Raw genomic sequence first — 21,535 nt, forward strand, 5'->3', positions numbered from 1 at the left:
CTCGCTGCAAAAGCGTGGCAACCGGCGCGGGGTTTTTTCGCCTGCGGCTCTTCCGCCCTAAGGCCCTTGCCTCGCCCGGCTTTCTCGCTGATCAATTCGGGAGATTGAAGCGATAGGCGACGCCGAAGATGCCGGAGAGCTGATCTGGCGTCTCGACCACGGGGCTGTCAGCCGCGTCGCCGACCAGGCGGCCGTAGCGGACGCCGCCCTTCATGAGCCAGCGCTCGCTGAAATCGTATTCCGCACCCAGCTCGACATAGACATCCTTGAAGCCGGCATCGGGATCGTAGCTCTGCAGGCCAGCTTCTGAGCGCGCGGCCTGGGAGGGCGTTACGCCGAAATAGGTCTGCATATAATCGGAGCTGGCGACCGTGGTGCCCAGACGCGTGACGAGGGTGATCTTTTCGGTGACCTCCCGCTCGGTCTGCACGCCGAAGCGGAACTCCGGACCACCAGCATCGCCGGTGACCCGGTCCAGGATCGCGGCATCGAACTCGAACTCGCCGATATTGACGCCTGCGTAGCCGCCGAGCACAAGGCCGCCGTCGATATCGCCCCAGCCGCGCAGGAGATCGCCGTCATTCTGCTCTCGCTCGGTCATCCAGCCCGTGACGAGGCCGGCCTCGAAGAGGTCGCCGCCGATGGCGCGAATCCGGATGTCGTCGAGGCCGTGGAACTCGATGCGCTGACGGACCTGCTTGAAGAGCGAAGGCTTGGAGTCGTCCACGGGAGAGAGCTTCGGGATGATGATCGGGATCCCGAGCCACTCGTGCTCGTCGGAGCCTTCGTATTTCGGCTTCACGATGCCTGCACCGCCCAGCGCCACGGTTTTCCGGTGCTCGGAAACGCCATCGGCGAGGGCCGCCGGGGCGCAGAATAGCCCCGCGGACACAGCAAGAGCCGGAACCGCACGCCCAGGAAACCGGCCGCGCGGCGAAGAGAAACCTGTCAGACGTCCCAAAATATCCCCCGATTCGGCATGCCCGTATTCATAAGGCACGCGAAAACTTCAATGAATCGAATCGGACTGGGCCTGACCACGCAATCGGTCGCAGCCAAAGTGGCGATCACATCTTTCTTATCCGCCGGCTGGTGAACCGACGGCACTCCCCATGCGTAGTTCTCCGATTGAGCGGAAAACACCGGTGCGCCGGTGCAGAAGGAAAAGAGGTGATGATGCAGTGGGCTGCCGCCTATTTCGGGGCTTTGATCGTATTCGGGATCGTCGATGTCGCGTGGCTCAGCCTCATGGGCAGCGTGTTCTATAAGCCCATGCTCGGCGACATGCTGGCCTCCAGCGTCCGGCTCTTGCCCGCCGTCGTCTTCTATCTCTTCTTCCCGGTCGGATTGGCGACCTTCGCCATCGTACCCGCCTTGCGGGACTCTTCCCCTATCACGGCGCTGGCCTATGGCGCCTTGCTCGGGGCGCTCTGCTACGGGACCTACGATTTGACGAACCACGCCGTCATGCGGGAGTGGAGCACCGAAGTGACAGTGGTCGATATCGCCTATGGCGCCTTTGCTTCGGCGGTGGCGTCGATCGCGACCTACTACATCGTCGCCAACGTGCTGGATCTGAGCGGCTCGTCTTCGTCTTAGCCGCGGGTTTGGCCTGAGGGGGCGAGCCGATAGTGGCTGACGCCCCAGGCGCCCGAGCGGTGGCCGAACAAGCCTTCCGTCGCCAGAAAGAAGAGGCGCCAGCGGCGTTCCCAGAGCTTGGCCTGGCCGCCATAGACTGGTTTCAGGATCTCTGCGATGGCCTGGCGATTGGCGTCATAGTTCTTCAGCCAGTCCCGCGCCGTCTGGGCGTAATGCTCCCCATCCCACCGCCAATCGGCTTCGAGCTCGAAGAGATCGGGAAAGGACGCGATCAGCTTGTGGCTCGGCATGATGCCACCGGTAAAGAAGTGCTGGGCGATCCAGTCCGACGTGTCTCCCACCTCGAAGCGGTAGGGCGCGCTCTTATGGGTGAAGACGTGGATGAAGAGCCTGCCGTCCGGGCGCAGCCAGTCCCGCGCCTTGGCAAGGAGCGCGCGCCAGTTGGCCATGTGCTCGAACATCTCGATGGAAACGACGCGGTCGAACCGCTGGTCGGTCTCGAACACGTTCATGTCGGCGGTCCGGACCTCGAGATTGGCCAGCCCTTCTCGCTGGGCCTCGCCCGCGATGAAGGCGCGCTGGGAGGCGGAATTGGAGACCGCGAGGATCTTCGCGTTGGGATAATGGCGCGCCATCCAAAGGGTAAGCGACCCCCAGCCACAGCCGAGCTCAAGAATGGTCTGGCCGTCGGCGAGATCGGCGTGGTGGGCGGTCTCGCGTAGCGCGCTTTCTTCGGCCTCGGCGAGGCTGGCCTCCGGCGTCTCATAATAGCAGCAGGAATATTTCCGCTGCGGCCCCAGAACCTGCTCGAAGAAAGCCGCCGGCAACTCGTAATGCTGCTCGTTGGCCGCATCGGCATGCTCGGCTATCGGATAGCCCGCCATGGCGTCGGCAAATTCGCTATCTGACATCCGGCCCGCTTCAAGAAGCTTCTGGCCTGTGTCCGAGACCCGGCTCGCGATAACCGCCCGAGTCAACGAGTCCGGCCAGGGCAGCCTTTCGCCGAGATAGAGCGCCGCGTCGCTGAGCCTGCTCATGATGCGCTTCCTTTTGGCGGCAGAGGAAAGAAGGCGCTGACCCGGTTCTGATAGGCGCGGAATTGCCGGCCCCGGGACTCGAGCATGTGCTCTTCCAGGGGCGGAATGCCTGAGACGTAGACCAGCAGCCAGTACATGAAGGCGGGGCCGAGCAGCGCTAACCAGCCCCACGGATAATCTGCGAACCCGTCGATGGCGAAGAGCGGGTACGCCCACCAGCCGAGCCACTGGAAGAAATAGTTCGGATGGCGAGACCAGCTCCAAAGTCCGGTATCGCAGATCTCGCCCTTGTTGGCGGGATCGCGCTTGAACGCCTTAAGCTGGGCATCGGCCAGCGCCTCTCCACCGATGGCAATACCGAAAACGACCGCGGCCAGGAGATCCTGGAAGCGCAGCTCGGGCAACGGATTCCAGGCGGCGAGAAACATGGAGAGGGCGAGCGGCAGGCTGGCATAGGCCTGCATCTGCAAAAGCCAGAACATGCGCCGCGGCGCGTCCTCGCCCCAGCTCTCGGCGAGCTTGGCGTAGCGGGGATCGTCCTTGATGCCGCTGGTTCGCACGGCGATGTGGCTCCCCAGCCGCAGGGACCAGATGGCAATAAGCGCGACGATCATGAGTTGGCGGGCGAGCGAGCCGTCGCCTGCGGCCATTGCCGCGAGGGCGCTGCCGATGCCGGCGAGGCCCAGACCGAAGGTCCAGGCCGTATCGACCCAGCCTGCGTTGCCTGTGCGCCGCCACAGGACCCAGGCGATCGACATGACGGCCGCCAGAACGAGCGCGAGGACAATCGCGGCGAGGATGACCTGAACGAAGCTCATCTCCCCAGCCTCGTCTCGTTCTCGGAGGGGGAGCGCATCAGAAGCGCACGAGGGGCTGGAGCAGCCGGCCGAGCCAACCTTGCAGCTCGATGCCGCCCTGCATGGCGACGATGCAGATGCAGCGCTCGCCCTCCTCCACCACGGGGTGATGCTCGACAGAGTCGTCGGCCTCATCGAAATCGCCGGCGCCGTAGCGGCCATGCTCGTGGCGGAAGGCGCCCTGCAGAACGCAGGTCCATTCCCGCCCCGTGTGCCGATGGTGGGGAAGCTTGATGCCGGGCTCCGCCTTCAGCATGAAGAGCCGCGTATCGGCGGGGCTTTCCACCTCGATGGCGCGCATCTTCAGGCCGATGCCGAGGGACCGCCATTTGCCGAGGGGAACACCTTGGAAGATCGGCGCGATGGCATCGGGAAGATCCGGTTCTTCAGAAGATGCCTCGTTGGTTACCGGGCTGGCCGGGGGCGCCTCATCAAGCTTGGCGAGAGCGGCCTGAAGGCTGCCCTCCCCCAACGGCACGGGCGCGATCTTATCAAGCAGCACACCGCCTGCCGTCTGGAGCATCCGTAGGGTCGACCGGCAGCTATCGCAAAGCCGGAGATGGCTTGCCACGACCAGGCGGCTGGGCTCGTCCAAGGTTCCGCCCACGAAGGCGGCAAGGGTCTCATCGGACGGGTGATGTTCGATCGTCATACGCCCTCTCCGAGAGTTTCGCGAAGCCGAGCCATGGCAAGGCGGACACGGGATTTCACGGTTCCGAGCGGGATCTCCAGCTCATCGGCGATCTCGCTGTGGCTGCGGCCGTCGAAGAAGGAAAGCTGCAGGACGCGCAGCTGATCCGCCGGCAGGACCTGAAGGGCATCGCGCACGCGGTCCTCGTCCTGGACGCTCTCCAGCACGTCGTCCGGGCGTTCCGGCCCGTCAGGCTCGACGGCCTCGTAAAGGATATGGCCTCTCTTCCTGGCATCGCGGCGCGACCGATCGATGCGGAGATTGCGCGCGATGGTGAATATCCAGGTCGAGGCGCCGGCTTTTTCCGGCTTGTAGGTTTCTGCTTTCCGCCACACCACGAGAAGGGTCTCCTGAGCGATATCCTCGGCGAGCTCTTCCGACGTTCCACCGCGCATCAGGAAGCCCTTGATGCGGGGCGCGTAGAATTCGAACAGAGAGACGAATGCCTCCCTATCCTTCCGGCTGGCAATTGCTGTGATCAGCTCTGCCGGATCCGGCTCGGCCACCGCTCCGCCCTCACCCTGCATTTGCGTTCCGCATCCCAGGAGCTGTTGCACCTCTTCGACGCTCCTCAGGAACGCGCCTGTTCACAGCCGCTGCGCAGCCGGGCTGCACCGAATTCCTGAAGCTCGTTACGTCCGTCTTCATGCGTCGGATCACTTCCCGGTGATCCAAGCCCGCCGGCATGGCGTAGCTAGCAGACTTTATCGGAAGATAGGCCGCATCGCGCCCTTCCGCCCGGCAACCGATCTCGCAAGGTTTATCCATTGTTGCAGGATACATCAGAAGCGCCGCTGGATATCGGGGTGATCGGTACGGGGATCTCGGGACTCGCTGCCGCTTGGCTGCTGTCTCAGCGCCATCGCGTCACGCTCTATGAGAGCGAGAGGCGGCCGGGCGGCCACAGCCACACGGTGACGGTCGACCACAACGGCGCCGAGACGCCCGTCGACACCGGGTTCATCGTCTATAACGAGCATACCTATCCCAATCTCACCGCGCTCTTCCGATTGCTGGAAGTACCAACGCAACCGACCGAGATGTCGTTCTCCGTTTCGCTCGACGATGGTGCGCTGGAATATTCCGGGAGTGGCTTGAGCGGGCTATTCGCCCAGCGGCGAAACCTGATCGGGCCGCGCTTCTGGTCCATGCTGCGCGACCTCCGGCGGTTCTACGCGGAGGGGCCGCGGGACCTCGACGAGCTCCCGCCGGAAATGCCCCTTGGCGATTATCTCGACCGCGGCGGCTACGGCGAAGCGTTCCGGGACGATCATCTGATTCCCATGGGCTCGGCGATCTGGTCCGCATCGGGGCGCAGCATGGCCGACTATCCAGCCGCCTCCTTCATCCGGTTCTTCCACAATCACGGGCTGCTGCGCTTTCGCGATCGGCCCCAATGGCGCAGCGTCGTGGGCGGCTCCAAAGTCTATGTGGAGAGGCTCATCGCGAAGTCGAACGCAACCCTGCGGCTCGGGACGCCCATCGCGCGGATCATGAGCGACGGCGCGTCCGTGCAGCTTGAGGACGAGACGGGCGCGGTGGTGCGCCACGATCACGTGGTGGTCGCGGCCCATGCAGATCAGGCGCTGGGAATGCTGGCCCCACCGTCGGAGGAAGAGCGCCGCTGCTTGAGCGCGTTCCGCTACAGCCGGAACGAGGCGGTGCTTCATTCCGATCCCAGCGCGATGCCGCGGCGGCCGGCGGCCTGGGCGGCCTGGAATCACATCGGGCGCAGGAACGCGGCCGGTGACGCGCCGACCATGGTCACCTACTGGATGAACCGCCTGCAGCAGCTCGACACGCGTCAGCCCTTCTTCGTCAGCCTGAACCCAGAACATGAGCCGGACAAGGTCTGGCACCGGCAGACTTTCGAGCACCCGATCTTCGATACCTCCGCGCTCAACGCCCAACGCGCGCTCTGGTCTTTGCAGGGCCGGCGGCGGCTCTGGTTCTGCGGCGCCTATTTCGGCGCGGGCTTCCATGAGGATGGGCTGCAGGCGGGGCTGGCCGTTGCGGAGCAGCTCGGCGGTCTCCGACGCCCCTGGGACGTGCCGGACGAGTCCGGGCGCATTATTGTCGATCCGCATCATGCCGAAACGGACCGGACGGAGCTTGCGGCGTGACCATGCGTTTCCCTCCCATGCGCTCGAAACTCTATGCCGGCTGGGTGGCCCATCGGCGGCTTCGTCCCCGTGCTCACAGTTTGCGCTACCGCGTATTCTGGATGCTGCTCGATCTCGACGAGATCGAAGCGGTGTCTGCGCGTCTCAAGCTCTTCTCTCACAATGGTTTCAATGCCTTGAGCCTGCGGGATGCGGACTATGGGGACGGCAGCGGACGGGATTTGAAGGCCCAGGTGCTGGACCATCTGGCCGAGGCCGGGCTGGAGACAGACGGCGTGCGGGTCTCGCTGCTGACCATGCCCCGCATTCTCGGCTACGGCTTCAATCCCTTGAGCCTCTACTATGTCTTCGATGCCGGCGACCGGGTGACCGCGATCCTCTACGAGGTCAGCAATACGTTCGGCGAGCGGCACAGCTATCTGATGCCCGTGACGGAGGAGGCTGACGGCGTGGTGGCGCAGAGCTGCTCGAAAGGCTTCTACGTCTCGCCCTTCCTCGACATGGATCTCGACTACCGCTTCCGGGCGCGGATGCCGGAGGACCATGTGGGTCTCAACATCGTGGCGTCGGATGGGGATGGGCCCATGCTGACCGCATCGATGCATGGTCACGAGATGGCTCTGCGCGACAGCGTCTTGCTTCGCCTCCTCGTCACCCATCCGCTGCTTACCCTGAAGGTGATCGGCGCAATCCATTGGCATGCGCTGAAGCTCTTCGCGAAGGGAATCGGCCTACGCCCCCGCCCTGCCCCACCTGAACATCCAGTGAGCTTTTCCCAGTGACATCCCGCGACATTTATAAGAGGACGGATCTGCCTCGATGAACTCTGACGTTTCCCAATTCGCTTCCGACGAACCACGCCGGCGTCCGCTTTCCACGCGGGCCGTGCGCGCCTTCTTCGACCGGGTGCTGCCGCGCTTCGAGATCGGCGGCCTGCGGCTGGTGCTGCCGAGCGGCGATACGATCCTGCGCGGCCGCAGGGGCGATTCCCTGCAGGCCGATATCGTGATCCATCGCTGGCGGGGCCTGCGGCGCATGCTGGCCGGGGAGCCGGGCTTCACGGCGGGCTATCTCGACGGCGACTGGTCGACCTCGGATCTCGGCGCGCTTCTGGAGCTTTGCATCCGAAACGAGGAGGTTCTCCGCCGGCGGCGCAGCAGCGCGGTGCTTGCCCATCTCCAGCACAAGCTGGCCCATCTCGCCCGGGCCAATACCCGCCGGGGAAGCCGCCGGAATATCAGCGCCCATTACGATCTCGGGAATGCGTTCTACGAGAGCTGGCTCGACGAGGGGATGACCTACTCTTCAGGCTTCTACCGCACCGGCACGGAGACCCTTGAAGACGCCCAGGAGGCGAAGCTCGCGCGCGTCATTCAGCTTCTCGATCTTGCAGGCGGTGAAGACGTGCTGGAGATCGGCTGCGGCTGGGGCTCCTTGGCCCAGAAGCTCGCCGAGGCCGGTTGCGGGATCACCGGCATCACGCTTTCGAAGGAGCAACTCGCCTATGGGCGGGAGCGTCTCGCCGGCCATGACGCGGTGGATCTGCGGCTGGAAGACTATAGGGATCACGAAGGCCGCCACGACCGGGTGGTCTCCATCGAGATGCTGGAGGCAGTGGGTGAGCGTTACTGGCCCACCTATTTCCGGAAAGTCCGCGAGTCTCTGCGCGACCAGGGCATCGCGGTGCTTCAGGCGATCACCATCGAGGAGGACCGCTTCGAAGATTACCGGCGCTACCCGGACTTCATTCAGCAGCACATCTTTCCCGGCGGGATGCTTCCGACGGTCTCCATCGTGACCCGTGAGGCTGCGAGGGCCGGTCTGCAGCTTGTGCAGCAGCAATCCTTCGGCATGAGCTACGCCCGGACCCTCGCCGAATGGCGCAAGCGGTTCCGCGCCGCATGGCCACGGCTCAAGACTCTGGGCTTCGACGAACGCTTCCGGCGGCTTTGGGAGTACTATCTCGTCTATTGCGAGACGGGATTCAAAACCGGCTCCATCGACGTCACCCTGTTCAAGCTCGTGGCAGAGGACGGCCCCAAGACAGAGGCGGCCTCCTAGCGCGAAGGGGTACCTCTTTCGGCTAAATTGCAGGCCCTGGGACCGATCGCCATATGGTTTTGTCCCACTGACAGCCGTATCACGGGCGCGCTTCTGAACACTTTGCTTTTGAACATTTCGCCGGTCGATCCGCCGGCCATCACCGCATTTTCGCTTATTGGAGAGGGAGGGGATGAAACCTGTCCGCATCATCCGTCATCAAGACTGGGTCGAGGCCGGCCATCTGACCGACACGCTGGAGCGCCGAGGCATCCCTTATGAAGTCGTCGCGCTAGACGAAGGCCGGCCGGTGCCACAGCAGACAGACGATGTTTCGGCGCTCGCCTTTCTGGGCTGCACAAACAGCCTGACCGAGGATGCAGACTGGATGCGTGACGAGATCGCCCTGATCCGCAAGGCGGCGGAGGCGGATGTGCCGATCCTCGGCCACTGCTTCGGCTCTCAGCTCATCAGCGCTGCGTTCGGCGGGAAGATCGAGCCGATGTCCCAGAAGGAGATCGGCTGGCACAGGGTCAGCCTCGCGGACTCCGACGCCGCAAGAGCCTGGTTCGGCGACTTGGAGGATCCGGAGATCCTGATCTGGCATCACGACGCTTTCACCCTGCCCGAGGGCGCCGATTCGCTTTATTCGACGGATTTCTGTCCCGACCAAGCCTTCGCCATCGGCGACACCATCGTGGGCACCGTGGCCCATGTGGAGGCCACGCCCCAGCTCCTGAAAACCTGGCTGCAGGTCTATGGGGACGATATCGACGAGATTTCGGACACCGTGCAAAGCGCCGACGAGATCCGAAAGGACATCGAAGGCCGCTGCGCCAGGATGCATGCGCTAACCGACCGCCTTTACGACAAGTGGATCGCGACGTTCGCGTGATGCGCGTCAGCCAACGACGCGCACGGCCTAGTCGGTCTGGGCCGTCTCGCGCTCGACGAATTTGTGGAAGCGGCTGATGGAGCCGTCCTCGGTCTTCTCCTGATACATCATGACGAGACGTTCCTTCTCGAACTTGTCGAAGAACTCCTCCCAGGAGATTCGTTCCAGGCCAGGCGCGTCGTCGGGCTCGAAATCGAGACGCAGAATGCCGGCCTCACCGCCCTTGCCTGTGTCGGACACTGTCGCAGGACGTCCGCCGCGCTCCTCGGCCCATCTCTGAATCGTGTCGTGCTGGATGGTGATCTTGGTATCGCTCATGATCCTCCTCCGTCTTGTTGCCTGCCGCGTAAAACCGATTGCCGTCTGGTGAAGTTCCGCGTCCCGCTTGTCGTGCGGGGCCTGCGCCGCACCGGCGAAGCGTGGTAGTAGGGAATTGGAAGGTCGGAGCGCCGGGAGCCAGATGAGCGAAGCCCAGCAGAGCGCCAGCGATGCATCGCAGCAGGCGCATGAGAAGCAGCTATCCCTTGCAGCCCTTGGCGCAGGCGCCGGCGGCAATCTTCTGGAGTGGTACGATTTCGGCATCTACGGGCTGCTCGCACCCGTGCTCGCCACCATCTTCTTCCCGGCAGAGGACCGGATCGCCGGGCTGATCGGCGCTTACGGGCTGTTCGCCGTGGGCTTCGCCATGCGGCCCATCGGCGGGCTCGTGCTGGGTGATCTCGGCGACCGGCTCGGCCGGCGCTTCGTGCTGATCTTCTCCGTGGTTCTCATGGGGCTTGCGACCACGGGCATCGCGCTTTTGCCCGGCTACGAGACCCTCGGCATCGCGGCACCGATCCTTCTGCTCCTGTTGCGGCTGGTGCAGGGCTTCTCGGTTGGCGGCGAGTTCACGGGCTCGGTGAGCTATCTGGTGGAGACGGCCCCCCAGCACCGCCGCGGCTTCGCCGGAAGCTTTGCGAATTTCGGATCGACATTGGGCATGCTGCTCGCCGCGGGCGTCAGCGCCCTCATCGTGACCTTCGCCACGCCGGAGCAGCTCTCAAGCTGGGCGTGGCGCCTGGCCTTCCTGCTCGGCGGCGTCATTGCGCTCGGCGGGTACTTCCTCCGCCAACACATGGAAGAGGATGGGCATAAGCCGCCGAAGCCCAGCCTCGACGACCCCCTGCCCCTGATGCAGGCGGTCACGAAGGCGCCGGGCGCCATGATCGCGGCCATCGTGTTCACCTCCGGCTACGGTATCGTGAACTATCTCACCATGGTGTTCTTCCCGGTCTATGCCAGCGAGTTCGGTGGCATTCCGGAGGCCACGGCGCTGCAGTTCAACACCCTCGCCCAGGCGGCGGCGCTGGTGGTCGTGCCCCTGGCGGGACTTGCAACGGATCACCTGATCCGCCGACGCAGCCTTCTGGTTGGCGTGTTCCTCGCCGAGGCGGTCGCGGCCATCGCCTGCTTCAGCCTGGCGGCCGCCGGCGGAATCTGGGGCTTCGCCGCGGCGCAGATCCTCTTCGGCATCATGCTGGCCCTGGTTATGGGCACCGCGCCTGCCATGCTGGTGGAGCTGTTCCCCAGCGCGTTCCGCATGAGCGGCTATTCGGTCTCCTTCAATATCGGCATCGGGATCGCCGGCGGAACGGCGCCCATGGTGGCGACTGGACTGGTCGGCACGACGGGAGATCTGCTCGCGCCGGCTTGGTTCTTGATGTTCGGCGCAGCGATCGCCGCGGTCGGCGCTTTCGTCATGACCGACCGGAGCCGCGAGCCGCTTCGATAGTGCACCGCAGCATTTATTAAGCTCTGCCGCCATTTCCCGGCCTTTTGCCCGGGCTTCTCAGACAATTTTCCTAAATCTGAAAAAGGCTTATTCGACAAAGCTTTAACTAGAAATTTTCGAGCCTTTTTAAGAGCTTGTCTGATTAGCTCATGCTCTAAGTGATCGGTTGCTCAGGTTGGGAGGACCCGACAACCGGTGGTTGCATGAGTGAGGTCTGGACGCACAAGTGGTTAAAAAAGCAGGTTTCCAAGACGTAGACGCTCCCGTTGAGCGCTCTGAGCTTGCCCAAGCTCTTTCCCAGTGCCGCGCAGCATTCGTTTCGGTCGGCCTGTTCAGTGCATTGATCAACGTGCTCATGCTGACCGGGCCGCTGTTCATGCTGCAGGTCTACGATAGGGTTCTGCCGAGCCGCAGCGTCGAGACGCTGGTGGGCTTCGCCATCCTCGTCATCATCCTCTACGCCTTCCAGGCGATCCTCGAAGGAATCCGGGGGCGGCTGATGAGCCGCATCGGCACCCATCTCGATGAAAGCCTTTCCTCCAGGGTCTATTCAATCATCGCCAAGCTGCCGTTCTTCGCGCGCGGCCAGGGCGACGGTCTGCGTCCCGTTCGCGATCTCGATCAGATCCGCTCGTTCCTCTCCGGAGGCGGACCGACCGCCATGTTCGATCTGCCATGGATCCCGGTCTATCTCGCGCTTTGCTTCCTGTTTCATCCGCTGATCGGCATTGCGGCTCTTGCCGGCGGTGCCGTCCTCTTCGTGATCACGATACTGGCGGAGTACATGACCCGCAGGCCGACCGCCGCCGCCGCGGAGCTTGCCGCTTCGCGCAACGGGCTTCTGGAAGCAACGCGACGGAACGCTGAAGCCGTGCACGCCATGGGAATGGCGGATCGCCTTAACGACCGGTGGTCGGAGGTCAATGCCGGCTATCTGGAGCATCAGCGCCGCGCCTACGACGTGGCGAGCGGGCTCAGCACCCTGTCGCGCGCGCTGCGGCTTCTAATCCAATCGGTAATCTTGGGCCTCGGCGCCTATCTCGTGATCCACGAGCAGGCGAGCGCCGGCGTGATCATCGCGAGCTCCATTCTGGTCTCCCGCGCGCTGGCCCCGGTCGAGCTTGCGGTCGCCAACTGGCGGAGCTTCGTGGGCGCGCGCCAGAGCTGGAAGAGCCTGGAGCAGATGTTGACCATGATCCCCGCCAGGCAGGCACCGCTTGCGCTGCCGCGGCCGGAAGAGATCTTGGCCGTCGAAGGCGTCTCGACCACCCCGCCCGCTTCGCCGCGCATCGTTCTCAGAGATGCGACCTTCGCTCTGAAGGCCGGCGATGCGCTGGGCATCATCGGCCCGAGCGGCGCCGGCAAGTCGACGCTTGCGCGCACCCTGGTGGGTGTCTGGCCGGCCCTGCGGGGGCGGATCAGCCTGGACGGCGCGGCCCTCGACAATTGGTCGGCCGAAGATCTCGGGCGCCATATCGGCTACCTGCCCCAGGGCGTTGAGCTTTTCGACGGCACGGTTGCGGAAAACATCTCGCGGTTCGATCCCGAAGCCAGCCCCGACGCGATCCTGAGCGCGGCGAAATCCGCCGGCGTCCATGAGCTGATCCTGTCCCTGCCGGCCGGCTACGACACGATCATCGGCGAGAGCGGCGAAGCACTTTCCGCTGGTCAGCGGCAACGGGTGGCGTTAGCGCGCGCGCTCTACGGCGATCCGTTCCTGGTGGTGCTGGACGAGCCGAACGCCAATCTCGACGAGGCGGGCGACCAAGCTTTGACCACGGCCATCGCAAGCGTGCGCGAGCGCGGCGGAATCGCCGTGGTCGTGGCCCATCGACCGAGCGCGCTGGCGGCCACAAATCTCGTTCTCTTGCTGGTCGAGGGGCGGATCGAGCGTTTCGGCCCCAAGGAGAAGACGCTGCGCGGACTGGTCCGAAGCGCGACCGAGGCAGCCTAACAGGCAAGAATCAACAGGTAAGACTCCATGGCGGCGAACCAGACACATCAAACCAAGGCGGCACTCCGGCGGCATATGCTGCTCGGCCTTGCCTGCACGCTCCTGCTCGTGGGCGGGCTCGGCGCGTGGGCGGTGGTCACGGAAATTTCCGGTGCGGTCATTGCGCCCGGCGTTCTGGAAGTCGATTCCAGCGTGAAGAAGGTTCAACACCCGACCGGCGGCGTGGTGGGGGAGCTGCTGGTGCGCGAGGGCGACAAGGTCGAGGCCGGCCAAGTTCTGGTGCGGCTCGACGAGACTCAGACGCGGTCCAATCTCGCCATCGTCGCCAAGTCGATCGATGAGTTCCTGGCGCGCGAGGCCCGGCTCGAGGCGGAGAAGACCGGGGCGGACAACCTCGACTTCGCCGACGAGCTCATGGTGCGGCGGGACGATCCGACGGTGAAGAAGCTCATGACGGGCGAACGCAAGCTGTTCGAGCTGCGCAAGAACGCGCGGGAAGGCCGCAAGGCCCAACTACAAGAGCGTATCGCCCAGCTGAACGAAGAGATTTCCGGCCTGACCGAGCAGGCCGAGGCCAAGAAGAGCGAGATGGCGCTTCTGGAAAAGGAGCTCGGCGCGGTCCGCACGCTCTGGGACAAGAAGCTGGTTCAGCTCAATCGCGTGACGGCGCTGGAGCGGGATGCTGCCCGTCTCGCGGGCGAGCGCGGCCAGCTGATTGCGTCCATCGCCCAAGCCAAGGGCAAGATCGCCGAGGTGAAGCTGCAGATCATCCAGGTGGATGAGGAGATGCGCAGCGAGGTCGCCCAGCAGCTCGCGGAGATCCGCGCAAGTCTGTCGGAGCTGGCGGAGCGCAAGGTGGCCGCGGAAGACCAGCTGAAGCGCGTCGACATCCGGTCGCCCCAGAACGGCATCGTGCATGAACTCGAGGTTCACACGGTGGGCGGCGTGGTGTCGGCCGGCGAGCCGCTGATGCTGATTGTGCCGCGGGACGACGACCTGATCGTCGAGGCCAAGGTCTCGCCCAACGACATCGATCAGCTCCGGCCGGGGCAGCGGGCGGTGCTGCATTTCTCTGGATTCAATCAGCGCACGACGCCCGAAGTGGACGGTGAGATCAGCCGCATCGGTGCGGACCTCTCCACGGACAAGGCCACGGGGCGGCAGTACTTCCTGGCACGGGTGACGATCGATCCCAAGAGCCTCGAAAAGCTCGGCGACTTGAAGCTGGTGCCGGGCATGCCGGTGGAGGTGTTCATGAAGACCGAACCCCGCACGGTTCTCTCCTTCCTGCTGAAGCCGCTGCAGGACCAGATCGAGCGGACCTTCCGGGAGGCGTAGCCGCCTCGCGCGACTGAGGTGGATCGAGCGGCGTAGCCTCGCCCCTTGCCAGACGGGCCGGGACGGCTTAGCAGGCGCGGCATGGATGCCATCTTCGACCGGGGCGCGCCGCCGCCCTGCCCCGCGCCCTTCAATCTCGCAGCGTATGTGCTGCATCACGCGCGAGATCTCGGCGATAAAACCGCGCTTGCGGTGATCTCTCCATCCGCTGCCGACCGATGGAGCTATCAGCGTCTCGAGGCCGCGGTCCTGGGAACGGCGCGGGGCTTCGTGGCCGAAGGGTTGCAGCCGGGCGACCGCCTACTCATGCGGCTGGGCAACAGCGTGGAGTTTCCGCTGACTTTCCTGGCCGCGCTCGCCGCCGACATCATTCCCGTGCCGACCTCGGCCCAGCTCACGGCGTCGGAAGTCGCCAAGATCATCACGGAAGTGGCGCCGAAACTGATCGTCGCGGAAGACGGCGTTGCGGTTCCGGAGAACGCGCCCTGCCCTGTGCTTCCCGCCGAGGCGCTGACCGAGATGAATGGGCTTGAGCCGGCGGAATACGCCATGGGCGATCCGGAACGGCCCGGCTACATCATCTACACATCCGGCACGTCTGGTCAGCCCCGCGCCGTGACCCATGCGCATCGCGCGATCTGGGCGCGGCGGATGATGTGGGAGGGCTGGTACGGCTTGGAAGAGAGCGACCGGCTGCTCCATGCAGGCGCGTTCAACTGGACCTATACGCTGGGAACGGGGCTGCTCGACCCCTGGACCCGTGGCGCGACGGCGCTCATCCTCGATAGCGGGGTGACGCCTGATCAGCTCGGCGCGCTCATGAAAGACCATGAAGCGACGCTGTTCGCTGCCGCGCCGGGCGTCTATCGCAAGCTTCTGCGCACACCGCTTCCCGCCCTGCCCGCGCTCCGCCACGGACTTTCGGCCGGCGAGAAGATGCCCGACGGAATCCGGAGCCATTGGGAAGAGGCGACCGGCACCCCGATCCACGAAGCGTTCGGCATGTCGGAATGCTCCACCTTCGTCTCCAGCTCGCCAGCCCATCCGGCGCCGACCGGCACGCTCGGCTATCCGCAGAAAGGGCGCCGCGTGGCGGTGCTTGGCGAAGACGGACCAGTCAACTTCGGCGAACCGGGCGTGCTCGCCGTCTCCCGGCGAGACCCCGGTTTGATGCTGGGCTATTGGGGCGAGGCGGAAGAGACGGCGGAGCGCTTCTCCGGCGAATGGTTCCTGACCGGCGACCATGTGAGTCTCGCCAAGGACGGCGCGGTCACCTATCTCGGCCGGACCGACGACATGATCAATGCGGGCGGCATCCGCGTCTCGCCCATCGAGATCGAGTCCGTGCTGAACGCCCATCCCGATATCGCCGAGAGCGCGGCCGCCGAGGTGGAGGTCAAGGCCGATACGACGGTCATCGCCGCCTTCTATGTTTCCTCTGGCGAGATCGATCAGGACGCGTTGCAGGCCTACGCGTCTGAGAAGCTCGCCGCCTATAAGGTGCCGCGGATCTATGTGCGCCTGGACGCTCTGCCGAAGAGCGCCAACGGTAAGCTGGCGCGCAAGTTGCTCCGGGAAGACTACGAGCACAGCCACTAGCGCATGCTTCAGGGGCCGATCCGGACCCGGCGAAAAAGCTTGTACTCGCCCGCTCGTTGAGCGAGCCTTCCCATGGGGAGCATGTCTTCAAGGGAGGGCTGAAGCATGACTGCTACCATCGTTCAAATCATAGTTTGGCTTATCGTCGGGGCGCTCGCCGGCTCGCTGGCCGGGTTTGCCATCACAGGCAAGCTCAGCGGGCTCGGACGCTGGATGAATCTCGGCCTCGGACTTGTCGGCGCGTTGATCGGCGGCGCGGTGTTCCGGTTCTTCAATATCTGGCCGGGGCTCGATTCCGTCTCCATTTCGCTTCGGGACATCGTCGCGGCGTTTCTGGGGGCGCTGGTTTTCCTGATCATCCTGCGGCTGATCCAGGCCCGACGATAGGCTTCCGCGTCCGACAGCGCTGTGGAGAACGGTTCGGACCGGCGGAACCGCAATGGGGCGTGCACGTTGCTAGAGCAGGCAACTTGAGAGGGGAGCTATGCTCTATATTCTTTGGATCATTCTGATCGGCTTCATTGCTGGCGTCATCGCCAAATTCATCATGCCGGGGGACAACGAGCCTCAGGGCTTCATCCTGACTACCCTGCTCGGCATTGCCGGCGCGTTCGTCGCGACCTATCTCGGCCAGTTCATCGGCTGGTATAATGCGGAGGATTCCGCCGGTCTTATCGGCGCGACCGTCGGAGCGATCATCGTGCTGTTCATCTGGGGCGCCATCGCCAAAGAACGCAGCTAGACGCGTGTAGCGCCGCCGCTGCGAAGCGGGTGCAGAGGACCTGCATGGAGAACTTTCTCCCTGCAGGTCTTCCCCGCTCGGCGTATCGATATTGCTTCCGTCGTCGGAGAGACACGCTTCTCCGTTAGATGCATTCTCTGCGACCGAACTGAATTGTACTGACCCAAATTTGCCGATCGAAATTCATGGGGGCTTAGACAGTGGCAGCACTGTCAGTAGCTTTTTTCATTCTGGCGGCGATCGTAATCGTGGGCAGTTATCTGCCTCTGATCCCGACTCATGCCGGAATCGTCCGTATCTGCGATTTTCCGCGGCCGCAATTGCTCATCGGCGGGGCCGTCGCGCTTGCGGGACTTGCGCTGACGACCAGCTGGCAGGATCCGCTCTTCTGGATCGCGGCCGTACTGCTAATCCCCGCCCTCGTGCTGCAGGCCTTGCGCATCTGGCCTTACATGCCGCTTCTGCCACCTCCCACGCGTCCGCCGGCGAAGCCGGAAACCCGTAAGCTCTCGCTGCTGATGGCCAATGTGCGGCGGGAGAATCGCAACGCCGATACCCTCGTCACGCTCCTCAAACAGTACGATCCGGACATCGCCTTCATCGTGGAGATCGACGATTGGTGGAAGGACCAGCTCCAGCCGATCGCCGATCGCTATCCGCACGTCACCGCCCTGCCCCAGGACAATGGCTACGGGCTCCTGTTCATGACGCGATTGCCCCTCGAGGCGTGCGAGATACGCCACTTGGTCCGTAAGGAGATCCCGTCGCTGAGGGCCAAGCTGAGCCTGGAGCCGGGGAACAGCTTCTGGTTCTACGGGCTCCACCCGGAGCCGCCCGGGCCGGTGCAGGACGCTGAAGACCGGGATGCCGAACTGCTGATCGTGGCCCGGGAGATGCGCGACGACGGCGAAGCTTCCGTGGTGGCCGGCGACCTCAACGACGTCGCCTGGTCACGCACCACGTCGAGCTTCCAGCGGATTTCGAGCTCACAGGATCCGCGCCGCGGGCGCGGACTTTATGCGACCTTCCACGCCGATTACTGGTTCGCCCGCTGGCCGCTGGACCACCTGTTCCATACCCACGAGTTCGCAACCAAGGAGATCGAGGTGTTGCCCCATATCGGGTCGGATCACTTCCCGGTCTTCGCGCGGCTCTCCTATGTCGGCGAGCCTTAGGCTGTAGCCGGCGTAAAGCCCTACGCTTCATCCTGCTGGCAGATGCCCAGGAGCCCTTCGCGGTCGGTCACCTTGATCCGGCCATAGCTTTTCTCGATCAGCCCCTCGTTTGCGAAACGTTTGACCACGCGCTGCAGGGTCGGCACGGAGATGGCCGTCATGCGTGCCAGATCGGCTTGGGAAATCGGCAGCCAACCGTCTTGGTCCGGCCAACCGTTCAGTTCGAAGAGCAGCTTGTCGGCAACCCGTTTGGTGGCCGACGCCATGGACAGGTTGGTGACGATCTTGAAGGTGGACTCGAAGTTCTCGTAGGTGAGCTGATAGAAATCCGCATAGAGAGCGGGATCCTCACGCAGCATCTTGCTCAGTTCGTGGATCGGCAGATGAACGAGGGTGGTCTGCTCGGCGGCGTAGAGGGACACGAGGCGCGGGCGGTCCGACAAAAGCGCTAGATCACCGAACCAGAATCCGGCGCCGGCCCGGTGCATGACGTAATCCTCGCCATCGCTGCGGGGGAACGAACAGTTCAGCGAACCGCGGACCAGCCCAAACACCCCGCTCGGCGCGTCCCCGGCCCGGTATACGGCCGCGTTCGCCTCGAAATGGCGGAGCTTCGCAATCGAACCGAGCCGCTTCCGGACTGCTGCGTTCCGCTGGGCGAACCACCCCCGCTGCTCCAGGACCGTGAGGGCCGCGTGCAGCCTTGTAACCTCATGATTCAAAGCAGAAGAACCATTTTCCGAATTTGTGAACCAATCCCATCAGATGATCGCTTCTCTGTCATACGGCAGGAGTAGGCTGACCACAATAAAGAGCGCCTAGGGAGGGCGTCCTATGGGGTCCACTGCGCGCGTCATTGCGCTGGCAGCCATTGCGGTGGCGATTGCCTCGTCCGCCTTCGCCCAGGCGGATCCACTTCCCTCATGGAACGACGGTCCCAGCAAACAAGCCATTGAAAGCTTCGTCGAGAAGGTGACGGAGGAAGACGGCGCGGACTATGTCGCGCCCGACGACCGGATCGCCGTGTTCGACAATGACGGGACTTTATGGGTCGAGCATCCGGCCTATACCCAGTTCGTCTTCGCCATGGACAGGGTGAAAGAGCTGGCGCCGGAGCATCCGGAATGGAAAGAGCAGCAGCCCTTCAAGGCCGCGCTCGAAGGCGACATGAAGACCCTTGCCTCCTACGGAAAGAAGGGGCTTGTCGAGATCATCATGGCGACCCATGCCGGCATGACACCGGCGGAGTTCGAGGCGATCGTCGAAAAGTGGATCGCCACGGCAAAGCATCCCCGCTTCAAGAAGCCTTACACCGAGCTCGCCTACCAGCCGATGCTGGAGCTGCTCGACTATCTCCGCGACAACGGTTTCAAGACCTTCATCGTCTCGGGCGGCGGCATCGAGTTCATGCGCCCCTGGACGGATCGGGTCTATGGGGTGCCGCCCGACCAGGTGGTGGGCTCCAGCATCAAGACGGAATTCCAGGACAAGGACGGCAAGCCGGAGCTTTTTCGGCTGCCTGAGATGAACTTCGTCGACGACGGGCCGGGCAAGCCTGTCGGTATCAATCAGCATATAGGCCAGCGGCCTATTGCTGCCTTCGGCAACTCCGACGGCGATCTACAGATGCTCGAATGGACCACGGCGGGCGACGGCCCCCGCTTCGGCCTGATCGTGCACCACACAGATGCGGAACGGGAATACGCCTATGACCGGGATACCCAGTTCGGACGCCTCGACAAGGGGCTCGACCTGGCGCCGAAGGAAGGCTGGACGGTCGTCGATATGAAGACCGACTGGAAAGAGATCTTCCCGCCGGAGCCTAAACCGTAGCACGGTGAGGCCCGGCATAATTTTTCGAACAGCTTCGTAGGAGGAAGCAGGCATGAGTGGCCCATTGAAGCGATATCTGTGCGTCACGCTGTCGATGACAGTGATGGCGTTTTCCGGGGCGGCCTACGCCCAGTCGGAAACCCCGGCAGATCCCACCAAGAAGGAAACAGCCGAAACGACGACCGAGACCAAGAGCGATCGGCCGAACATCCTGCTGATCGTCTCCGACGACACGGGCTGGGGCGATCTCGGCCCCTATCTCGGCGGCAAGGCGCGGGGGATGCAGACCCCGAATTTCGACAAGCTGGCCGAAGAAGGCATGACCTTCACCAATTTCTATGGCCAGCCGAGCTGCACGCCTGGCCGCGCCGCGATCCAGACGGGCCGCATTCCCAACCGGTCCGGCATGACCACCGTGGCCTTCCAGGGCCAGGGCGGCGGCTTGCCGGCAGCGGAATGGACCCTGGGCTCGGTTCTCAAGAAGGCCGGCTACGACACCTACTTCACGGGCAAGTGGCATCTTGGCGAAGCAGACTACGCGCTACCGAACGCGCAAGGCTACGACAAGATGAAATACGCCTTCCTGTATCACCTGAACGCCTACACCTATGGCGATCCGAAGTGGTTCCCGGCCATGGATCCCAAAGTGCGTGAGATGTTCCAGAAGGTGACCAAGGGGGCGATGTCCGGCAATGCGGGCGAACCGGCCAAGCAGGTCTTTTCGGTGAACGGCGAGTATGTCGATACGCCGGAGGAAGGCGTGGTGGGCATCCCCTATCTCGACGCCTATGTAGAAGAAGCGGCCACCGAATTTCTCGAGGACGCGGCAAAATCCGACAAGCCTTTCTTCATCAACGTCAACTTCATGAAGAACCACCAGCCGAACATGCCGGCACCGGAGTTCGAGCATAAGTCGATCTCGAAATCGAAATATTCGGATTCGGTCTACGAGCTGGATACCCGGGTCGGCCGGCTGCTGAAGAAGCTCGACGAGCTCGGCATGGCGGAGAACACCATCGTCTTCTACACGGTCGATAACGGCGCCTGGCAGGATGTCTATCCCGACGCCGGCTACACGCCGTTCCGCGGCACCAAGGGTACCGTTCGTGAAGGCGGCAACCGCGTGCCGGCCATCGTGCGCTGGCCCGGCAAGGTCGCGGAAGGTGTGGTCAGCGACGACATCTCCGGCGGTCTCGACCTCATGGCCACGTTCGCCTCGGTCGCCGGTACCGAGCTGCCGAAAGAGGACCGGGACGGCAAGCCGATCATCTTCGACAGCTACGACATGACGCCGGTTTGGACCGGGTCGGGCGAAGCGCCTCGGGACCAGTGGTTCTACTTCACCGAGAACGAGCTTTCGCCGGGCGCGATCCGCTACCAGCAGTACAAGTTCGTGTTCAACATGCGCGGCGACGACGGTCAGCAGACCGGCGGACTTTCGGTCGACACCAATCTCGGCTGGAAGGGCGCGGAGAAGTACGTGGCAACGATCCCGCAGCTCTACGACCTGCGGGCCGACCCGCAAGAGCGCTACGACATCTTCATGACCAACTTCACCGAGCAGAGCTGGGCGGCGGTGCTCGGCAACGAGGAGCTCGCGAAGCTTATGAAGACCTATGTCGAGTATCCGCCCCGCAAGATGCAGAGCGAGACCTATACGGGCCCGATCACCCTCTCCGGGTATCAGCGCTTCGATTGGGTCCGGAAGCAGCTTGAGAAGGATGGGGTGAACATTCCCATGCCCACGGGCAACTAAGGCGCAAGATCAAAGCACCCGAGAAGGGCCGGTCCGGAAACGGGCCGGCCTTTTTTTTATGCCTCTTTTTGGCGTCACGCGGACCGAACTCCGGCGTAGTATTCACCACTCGAGGTTGTTTCTCG

General features: G+C 63.8%; 21 protein-coding genes. 14 read left to right on the forward strand and 7 right to left on the reverse strand.

The features are described 5' to 3' along the window. Nucleotides 1-91 precede the first annotated feature (91 nt). Nucleotides 92-892: a MipA/OmpV family protein gene (locus ACFQ2F_RS12485; protein ID WP_379090338.1), complete on the reverse strand. Its 801-nt coding sequence runs from the start codon at nucleotides 890-892 to the stop codon at nucleotides 92-94. A 281-nt stretch (nucleotides 893-1,173) separates the two neighbouring features. On the opposite strand from ACFQ2F_RS12485, the gene ACFQ2F_RS12490 reads away from it, so the two are divergent. After that, nucleotides 1,174-1,599 carry a DUF2177 family protein gene (locus ACFQ2F_RS12490; protein WP_379090340.1) on the forward strand — a complete coding sequence of 142 codons (426 nt, stop codon included), beginning with the start codon at nucleotides 1,174-1,176 and terminating at the stop codon, nucleotides 1,597-1,599. On the opposite strand, the gene ACFQ2F_RS12495 is transcribed toward ACFQ2F_RS12490, so the two are convergent. The 4 genes from ACFQ2F_RS12495 to ACFQ2F_RS12510 are packed head-to-tail and all read right to left on the reverse strand — an operon-like array spanning nucleotide 1,596 to nucleotide 4,711. Next, entirely contained in the window at nucleotides 1,596-2,636 is a 1,041-nt protein-coding gene (locus ACFQ2F_RS12495) for an SAM-dependent methyltransferase (protein WP_379090342.1), read from the reverse strand. The two genes, ACFQ2F_RS12490 and ACFQ2F_RS12495, sit on opposite strands and share 4 nt — an antisense overlap. Further along, nucleotides 2,633-3,454 (reverse strand): DUF1295 domain-containing protein, encoded by an 822-nt coding sequence (locus ACFQ2F_RS12500; RefSeq protein WP_379090344.1) that lies wholly within the window; start codon nucleotides 3,452-3,454, stop codon nucleotides 2,633-2,635. The genes ACFQ2F_RS12495 and ACFQ2F_RS12500 overlap by 4 nt, the downstream gene beginning before the upstream one ends. Before the next feature lie 37 nt (nucleotides 3,455-3,491). Next, on the reverse strand, nucleotides 3,492-4,145 hold the full coding sequence (locus ACFQ2F_RS12505; protein ID WP_379090346.1) for a ChrR family anti-sigma-E factor: 654 nt from the start codon (nucleotides 4,143-4,145) through the stop codon (nucleotides 3,492-3,494). Then, nucleotides 4,142-4,711: a sigma-70 family RNA polymerase sigma factor gene (locus ACFQ2F_RS12510; protein ID WP_379090348.1), complete on the reverse strand. Its 570-nt coding sequence runs from the start codon at nucleotides 4,709-4,711 to the stop codon at nucleotides 4,142-4,144. The genes ACFQ2F_RS12505 and ACFQ2F_RS12510 overlap by 4 nt, the downstream gene beginning before the upstream one ends. A 240-nt stretch (nucleotides 4,712-4,951) precedes the next feature. Between ACFQ2F_RS12510 and ACFQ2F_RS12515 the strand changes: the two genes are divergently transcribed. From ACFQ2F_RS12515 to ACFQ2F_RS12530, 4 genes are all read left to right on the forward strand, one after another. After that, nucleotides 4,952-6,307 (forward strand): NAD(P)/FAD-dependent oxidoreductase, encoded by a 1,356-nt coding sequence (locus ACFQ2F_RS12515; RefSeq protein ID WP_379090350.1) that lies wholly within the window; start codon nucleotides 4,952-4,954, stop codon nucleotides 6,305-6,307. A gap of 2 nt (nucleotides 6,308-6,309) precedes the next feature. Further along, nucleotides 6,310-7,089: a DUF1365 domain-containing protein gene (locus ACFQ2F_RS12520; RefSeq protein WP_379090714.1), complete on the forward strand. Its 780-nt coding sequence runs from the start codon at nucleotides 6,310-6,312 to the stop codon at nucleotides 7,087-7,089. A gap of 37 nt (nucleotides 7,090-7,126) precedes the next feature. Beyond that, complete coding sequence (locus ACFQ2F_RS12525; protein ID WP_379090352.1) at nucleotides 7,127-8,368, forward strand: class I SAM-dependent methyltransferase; 1,242 nt, start codon at nucleotides 7,127-7,129, stop codon at nucleotides 8,366-8,368. Nucleotides 8,369-8,540: 172 nt separating this feature from the next. Continuing rightward, nucleotides 8,541-9,242, forward strand: a complete 702-nt coding sequence (locus ACFQ2F_RS12530; RefSeq protein ID WP_379090354.1) for a type 1 glutamine amidotransferase — start codon at nucleotides 8,541-8,543, stop codon at nucleotides 9,240-9,242. A 27-nt stretch (nucleotides 9,243-9,269) separates the two neighbouring features. Here ACFQ2F_RS12530 and ACFQ2F_RS12535 read toward each other — a convergent pair whose 3' ends face one another. Continuing rightward, nucleotides 9,270-9,560 (reverse strand): hypothetical protein, encoded by a 291-nt coding sequence (locus ACFQ2F_RS12535; RefSeq protein ID WP_379090356.1) that lies wholly within the window; start codon nucleotides 9,558-9,560, stop codon nucleotides 9,270-9,272. 142 nt (nucleotides 9,561-9,702) lie between these two features. Between ACFQ2F_RS12535 and ACFQ2F_RS12540 the strand changes: the two genes are divergently transcribed. The 7 genes from ACFQ2F_RS12540 (at nucleotide 9,703) to ACFQ2F_RS12570 (ending at nucleotide 17,821) form a co-directional block, all read left to right on the forward strand. Further along, complete coding sequence (locus tag ACFQ2F_RS12540) at nucleotides 9,703-11,013, forward strand: MFS transporter (protein WP_379090358.1); 1,311 nt, start codon at nucleotides 9,703-9,705, stop codon at nucleotides 11,011-11,013. A 226-nt stretch (nucleotides 11,014-11,239) separates the two neighbouring features. Then, nucleotides 11,240-12,967 (forward strand): type I secretion system permease/ATPase, encoded by a 1,728-nt coding sequence (locus ACFQ2F_RS12545; RefSeq protein WP_379090360.1) that lies wholly within the window; start codon nucleotides 11,240-11,242, stop codon nucleotides 12,965-12,967. 27 nt (nucleotides 12,968-12,994) lie between these two features. Beyond that, a complete protein-coding gene (locus ACFQ2F_RS12550; RefSeq protein ID WP_379090362.1) occupies nucleotides 12,995-14,305 on the forward strand; it encodes an HlyD family type I secretion periplasmic adaptor subunit in 1,311 nt (436 codons plus the stop codon). Nucleotides 14,306-14,386: 81 nt separating this feature from the next. Then, the gene (locus ACFQ2F_RS12555; protein ID WP_379090364.1) at nucleotides 14,387-15,904 is read left to right on the forward strand and encodes a class I adenylate-forming enzyme family protein; all 1,518 of its coding nucleotides are present in this window, start codon (nucleotides 14,387-14,389) and stop codon (nucleotides 15,902-15,904) included. Between the two features lie 105 nt (nucleotides 15,905-16,009). Beyond that, the gene (locus ACFQ2F_RS12560) at nucleotides 16,010-16,291 is read left to right on the forward strand and encodes a GlsB/YeaQ/YmgE family stress response membrane protein (protein ID WP_379090366.1); all 282 of its coding nucleotides are present in this window, start codon (nucleotides 16,010-16,012) and stop codon (nucleotides 16,289-16,291) included. A gap of 97 nt (nucleotides 16,292-16,388) precedes the next feature. Further along, nucleotides 16,389-16,646 carry a GlsB/YeaQ/YmgE family stress response membrane protein gene (locus tag ACFQ2F_RS12565; RefSeq protein WP_379090368.1) on the forward strand — a complete coding sequence of 86 codons (258 nt, stop codon included), beginning with the start codon at nucleotides 16,389-16,391 and terminating at the stop codon, nucleotides 16,644-16,646. A gap of 200 nt (nucleotides 16,647-16,846) precedes the next feature. Then, a complete protein-coding gene (locus ACFQ2F_RS12570) occupies nucleotides 16,847-17,821 on the forward strand; it encodes an endonuclease/exonuclease/phosphatase family protein (protein ID WP_379090370.1) in 975 nt (324 codons plus the stop codon). A gap of 20 nt (nucleotides 17,822-17,841) precedes the next feature. Here ACFQ2F_RS12570 and ACFQ2F_RS12575 read toward each other — a convergent pair whose 3' ends face one another. Further along, nucleotides 17,842-18,543 (reverse strand): Crp/Fnr family transcriptional regulator, encoded by a 702-nt coding sequence (locus ACFQ2F_RS12575; protein ID WP_379090372.1) that lies wholly within the window; start codon nucleotides 18,541-18,543, stop codon nucleotides 17,842-17,844. A 112-nt stretch (nucleotides 18,544-18,655) separates the two neighbouring features. On the opposite strand from ACFQ2F_RS12575, the gene ACFQ2F_RS12580 reads away from it, so the two are divergent. Both ACFQ2F_RS12580 and ACFQ2F_RS12585 read left to right on the forward strand, forming a co-directional pair. Then, entirely contained in the window at nucleotides 18,656-19,654 is a 999-nt protein-coding gene (locus ACFQ2F_RS12580) for an HAD family hydrolase (protein WP_379090374.1), read from the forward strand. A 52-nt stretch (nucleotides 19,655-19,706) separates the two neighbouring features. Further along, nucleotides 19,707-21,410: an arylsulfatase gene (locus ACFQ2F_RS12585; RefSeq protein ID WP_379090376.1), complete on the forward strand. Its 1,704-nt coding sequence runs from the start codon at nucleotides 19,707-19,709 to the stop codon at nucleotides 21,408-21,410. Nucleotides 21,411-21,535: the final 125 nt, after the last annotated feature.

Origin of the sequence: Methyloligella solikamskensis, from assembly GCF_042676065.1 — a bacterium.
GTDB classification, from domain to species: domain Bacteria; phylum Pseudomonadota; class Alphaproteobacteria; order Rhizobiales; family Methyloligellaceae; genus Methyloligella; species Methyloligella solikamskensis.